The 5,405-nt window shown below is 42.6% G+C and carries 3 protein-coding genes and 1 pseudogene; 3 read left to right on the plus strand and 1 reads right to left on the minus strand.

Translation table 11 applies throughout. The features are described 5' to 3' along the window. Nucleotides 1–103 precede the first annotated feature (103 nt). A pseudogene (tnpA, locus tag ACYVLS_RS02860) lies at nt 104–516 on the plus strand (IS200/IS605 family transposase). Between the two features lie 331 nt (nt 517–847). On the opposite strand, the gene ACYVLS_RS02865 reads toward tnpA, so the two are convergent. Next, the gene (locus ACYVLS_RS02865; RefSeq protein ID WP_460321004.1) at nt 848–1,648 is read right to left on the minus strand and encodes an AraC family transcriptional regulator; all 801 of its coding nucleotides are present in this window, start codon (nt 1,646–1,648) and stop codon (nt 848–850) included. A 358-nt stretch (nt 1,649–2,006) separates the two neighbouring features. Here ACYVLS_RS02865 and ACYVLS_RS02870 point away from each other — a divergent pair, with 358 nt between their 5' ends. Then, nucleotides 2,007–4,022 (plus strand): right-handed parallel beta-helix repeat-containing protein, encoded by a 2,016-nt coding sequence (locus ACYVLS_RS02870; protein WP_460321007.1) that lies wholly within the window; start codon nt 2,007–2,009, stop codon nt 4,020–4,022. 621 nt (nt 4,023–4,643) lie between these two features. Further along, nucleotides 4,644–5,084 carry a phosphatase PAP2 family protein gene (locus ACYVLS_RS02875; RefSeq protein WP_460321009.1) on the plus strand — a complete coding sequence of 147 codons (441 nt, stop codon included), beginning with the start codon at nt 4,644–4,646 and terminating at the stop codon, nt 5,082–5,084. Nucleotides 5,085–5,405 lie beyond the last annotated feature (321 nt).

Consider the following 5,405-nt stretch of genomic DNA (forward strand, 5'->3'; position numbering starts at 1 on the left):
ATCGTGTGCATCCTCCTTGTGATGTGGTATACTTATTATATCACATATGATAAGTATGTAACACTATTATAGCGCTTGAATAAAGTATATGAGGGGCATACGCATGTATACAAAAACACGGACAAATGTTTACCGCGCCACCTACCATTTGGTCTGGGTGACCAAGTACCGTAAAGCGGTATTCACCACACCCGAACGCCGGCAGGCGATGAAAGACTTCCTGCAGGTGACGGCTCAAAACAACGTCATCACCATACTGGAGAGTGAGGTCGTGGATGATCACATTCATATGGTGGTATCCTTTCCACCGAACAAGGCCATTAGTTCGGTCATGAAGGCATTGAAGGGCGCTTCTGCAAGGGACTGGTTTAAAGCCTACCCAGNGCGTTATGGTCACATAGTTACTTTGCCAGTACTGTAGGCGACGTCTCCAAAGAAGTTGTGCTGCAATACGTTCAAGACCAGCTAAAAGAATACAATAGCGGGCGTTCGAGACGTGATTCATCCCCTGGTTGAAACCAGGGGTTTTCTCACTAACGCCCCGTATAAAACAATCGGACAATTCAAAGAACGCTATAATCCCGTTGTGCCAAAGCATGATTGTCTCATTGTTAGAGCGAAAGTTGTCAGCTGATATGAGCAATTCTTCTACTTGCCAGCACTGCAAGGTTCCTCTTCACCCGGACGAAGTCGCTTTAAATTTGAAAGTCGTCTCGCGGACAGCCCGAACATTTTCCTGTCTGGACTGCCTCAAAGTGCCTCTGGGCTGCGAAAGAAAGGCTTTGGAGGATTTGATTACCTACTACCGGGAGTCAGGTAACTGTGTCCTCTTCCGATAACGTGTTTTCTATAACCTGTAGGCAGAAGGTGATTTTGCCATTGTCTTTTTAAAAACTTTAGAAAAGTACAACGGATCTTTGTACCCTACAGAATAAGCGATGGAACTGACTGACAAGTCAGACGACTCCAACAGCACGCATGCCTGCTGTATTCTGACTTGCCTAATGTAAGAAGAAATCGGCAGCCCTGTTTCGCCCTTAAACAGTCGAAACAAGTAGCTGCGCTCAATATTTACAGCCTCCACAATATCAGAGACTGTAAGAGATGCTTTCCAGTAATGCTGATAAATGTATTTTTTTGCCTGCTGAACATAGTCGATATCGCTTTTTACCGTATCTGCTGGAAACTGTTCCACATAGTAAGACAAGAGCAGTCGGAGTTTTGCCTCCAGACGTATGTCTTCATAAGCAGTCTTCTCGTGGTCCAATTCAGTAAAATAGTACTCAGCTAAATTTATCGATGCAGCAGGACTAACTGGAGAATCAACTGACAATCTGGTCAAATCTATTATCCGAGAAGCTTCTTCGCCTTTGAATTCAATCCAGGCGTACTCCCAAGGATCAGTTGAATCTGGATGATAGGAGATTTCTGTGTACGGATAAATCAGAAAACTCTCTCCTTCTTTAAGTTCAAACTCTTTTGACCGGGTTTTCAGTGTGCCTTTGCCTTTGATTATGTAGTGTAATGCATAGACATCCCGCACCCCAGGTCCCCATTTATGGGCGTTCGCCGGCTTATAGCCACTGCTTACGTATTCTAATTGGTGGGGATTTTTTGAAGAAAAAAATCCTTCGTTACTATTTTCCATCGTATTTCTCCCTTATGTATAGGCTTGAAGCAGTTTATTAAACCGCCTTAATTATCCAGATTTCTATGTAAAATCAATGCATCTCTATAATTGAATTATAACACGGCCGATTGAAAAAATTGGCACTCTATCCATGCCTGAATCAGTTATAATCTAGCAGATTTTTCTTATAGTTTAGAGCAAGCTTGTCAGTGGCTGACATTTTACTCAATCACTTGTCTTCGAATACTTGCACTAGCATTCTGGTAAAATAGATTGAGACACACTACATTTAATACATCAATTATCACACAAATAAAACCTGTCATCTGTCATTAAATGACCTTAAACTTTTTATGACAGGAAAAAGGAGAAAATAATGGACTACCACATATCAACTCAAGGAAATGACCAAAATACAGGAACAGCTGAACAGTCATTTCGCACAATTTCACGAGCGGCTACTTTAGCTGAGCCTGGCGATATCGTTACTGTTCATGCCGGAGTTTACAGAGAATGGGTCAACCCTTTAAATGGAGGAACAGAAGAACAGAGAATACTTTACAAAGCTGCCGGCGATGGAGAAGTCGTTATCTCTGGGGCTGAACGCATTTCAGAATGGACTTCTGAAGGAAATAATGTCTGGAGTACAGAAGTGCCTAGCTCCTTTTTTAAAAATCGGAATCCTTTTGAAGTCGAACTGAGTGGCGACTGGCTCTTTGACGGAGACCTCATGGCTCACTTGGGTGAAGTCTATCTGGACGGAAAATCTCTTTATGAATGCGGCAGTGTGGAGGAAGTAAATCATCCTGAAAGATGGTCTGAAGCGAAATATTCAGATGATTCTCTATTAAAATGGCATGCAAAAGTGGGGACAGAAACGACGAAAATATGGGCAAACTTTGGTGGCAAAGATCCCCGTACTGAAAATGCGGAAATAAATGTCCGCCCTCACTGCTTCTGGCCTGAAAAATCCGGTGTGAATTTTATTTCCGTCAGTGGTTTCACGCTTACTCAAGCCTCACCTCAATGGGCACCCCCAACCGATTCTCAGGAAGGACTGATCGGTCCTCATTGGAGCAAGGGTTGGATTATCGAAAACAATACTATCAGCGAATCAAAAAACGTGGGCATCAGCTTAGGCACAGAAACTGGTACGGGGCACAAAGATAGAAAAAGAAAAGGTGGAACTCAGCGGGAACAGGAAGTCATCTTGAAGGCTCTCCATTCAGGCTGGCATAAAGATACGGTCGGCAGTCATATTGTGCGCAACAATATTATTCACGACTGTGAACAAGCTGGAATTGTCGGTCACATGGGCGCAGCTTTCAGCGAAATTTCACATAACCGTATTTACAATATCCACCATAAACGTCTTCGTCATGGGGCTGAAGTAGGTGGAATCAAACTGCACGCCGCTTTGGACACTCAAATCACGGACAACAAAATTTACAGCAGTTACAGAGGACTCTGGCTGGACTGGCAGGCACAGGGAACCCGAATCAGTCGCAATGTCTTTTTCGATAACTTGTCAGAGGATTTATTCGTCGAGGTGTGCCATGGCCCCTACCTGGTTGATCATAATCTATTCCTGTCTCCTATGAATTTCAGAAATATGGCTCAAGGTGGAGCCTTTGTGCATAATCTGTTTGCCGGCAGATTTGTTGTGCAATCCGAACTCACACGAATTACGCCATACCATTTCCCACATGAGACAGCTATGGCCGGCTACTCGAATATTACTGGAGGCGACGACCGCTACTTCAATAATATATTCCTTGGGGACGGAGATAAGAGCAAGGACCCTGTGCCGATTACTTTCTTCGAGCATCTACCACTTAAAAATCGGGAAGCTTCTGAAGCTGGAGAGAAAAAAGTTATGGACGGTGTTCCGGATGATTCCATCTGCTACATGCATCCTGTCGGTCTGGGCGGATACAATCAGCATCCAAATGCCGATGAAAAGCAGTGGTGGGATATGACTAAAGAAGAAATTGCGGAACTGGGAGATGCAGCAGACGCTATTTTAGTAGGCAATGCAGTCTTGCCTGTTTCGATGGATGGGAACCTCTACCTTAATGAGGCAGTTCCAAGCTCTCAAGAAACGAATGCTGCTACGCTAAGGGAAAAAGTATTCCATATCGAGAGTAATCCGGTGGAGGGAATGGTGCATATTGAAATCAGTCAACCAGCATCCTTAGGTGAGCATTCTGAAGCTATGGTCACTACAGACATGCTGGGCAAAACATATCATGCTGAGATGGCTTATGAAACACCCGAAAGCAGCCCTTACAGTTTTGACACAGACTATTTTGGTAACAGCAGAACCGATACACGGGTCACGCCCGGTCCCTTCAGACTGGATGAGAAATCCTCATTGACCTTTGACATTTAATATGAAAAATGACTGAGAAAAACCGACTAGAAGCGTACTTAGGCACACTTCTAGTCGATTTTTCTATATCCACTAAATCCTTGCTAACTCGCGGGTTGAAGTGTCACTGAGTCGACCACCTAACGCTCTAGTGGGTCATCTGACGAAGAATAAGCCATATGAGATGACTAGCCTGTCCTACAGCTGGTTAAGTGGTGGAGAACAAGCCACACGAGTCGACTAGCCTGCTCTCTAGCGGGTCGAGTGGTGGCGAATGAGCCTCATTAGTCGTCCCACTACTTCTAGCCTGTTAACTGACGGATAAAAACAATCTGAGTCTTTACGTAATCAGGCTTACTTTTAAACTCACATGAAATAACAGCTTGGGTCTTAACATAATTAATTTTATGTTCAATCTCGAATCGAAAAACTGTATGAGTCTGCAATTAAACTGACTAACGTTCATACTGGCAGGAAAATATCGTTTGAGCTTTAACTTAACAGATTAAACGTCTGTCTGAGTTGAATGCATCTCGTATTATAAAATTATTTCTGTCATTTAGATATACTAACTATAGAGGCACACTTTTATTAACGTAAATATGTTATAGTATAAAAAAAGTTATAGGGTGTTAGAAAAATATGTATGAAAAATTAATCAATCAATCGAACCGCCTGATTACATTTTCGGTCTATGCAACTTACCCAATCGTTCTGGTTATACTGCTTTATACAGGGGATCCGAGAATCTGGCGCGTATTGTTTACTCCTGCGATTTCCTTTGTTCTGGTGAGTATTTTCCGTAAACAAATTAATGCTCCCCGTCCCTACGAAGTAACAGGTGTCACGCCCCTCATCAAAAAAGACACACAAGGAAAATCCTTCCCCAGCCGTCATGTCTTTTCTGTTTTTGTCGTAGCTACAACGCTGTACCACCTCTACATCCCCTTAGGTATTTTCTTTATGCTGTTGGGATGTATCTTGGCGATTTTACGTGTCATTGGCGGAGTGCACTTCAAAAGAGACGTTATTGCCGGCGCTCTCATGGGCATTCTTTCAGGAGTCATCGGATTTTATGTTTAGTGCTTTAAATTGATTGAATTATTAAAATTCAGAATTTTAGAAAAGCGAAGCATTTGAGGATATTAATTATCCCAGGGCTTCGCTTTTTATTTTAAACTATTTCAATTTGCTGGATTTTATAATGAAGTTAGCCACCTAGGCTAATATAAAAAAACGCCATGTGAATTTCATGTTATATTGAAGTTACCACTAATTCTCAATAGACAGGATGAATTCACATGACGCACTCTAACGATACCACATTAGCACGTAAAGGAAAACACTTATCATATGCAGAGAGGGTTCAAATAGCTGTGTTAAAGAAGGAAGACTACTCCAACA

Source organism: Alkalibacterium psychrotolerans (assembly GCF_054784355.1).

Excerpts from the sequence above, each read along its gene's own strand:
- ACYVLS_RS02870 (WP_460321007.1), top strand. The coding sequence starts at position 2,007 with ATGGACTACCACATATCAACTCAAGGAAATGACCAAAATACAGGAACA.
- ACYVLS_RS02865 (WP_460321004.1), bottom strand. The coding sequence starts at position 1,648 with ATGGAAAATAGTAACGAAGGATTTTTTTCTTCAAAAAATCCCCACCAA.
- ACYVLS_RS02875 (WP_460321009.1), top strand. The coding sequence starts at position 4,644 with ATGTATGAAAAATTAATCAATCAATCGAACCGCCTGATTACATTTTCG.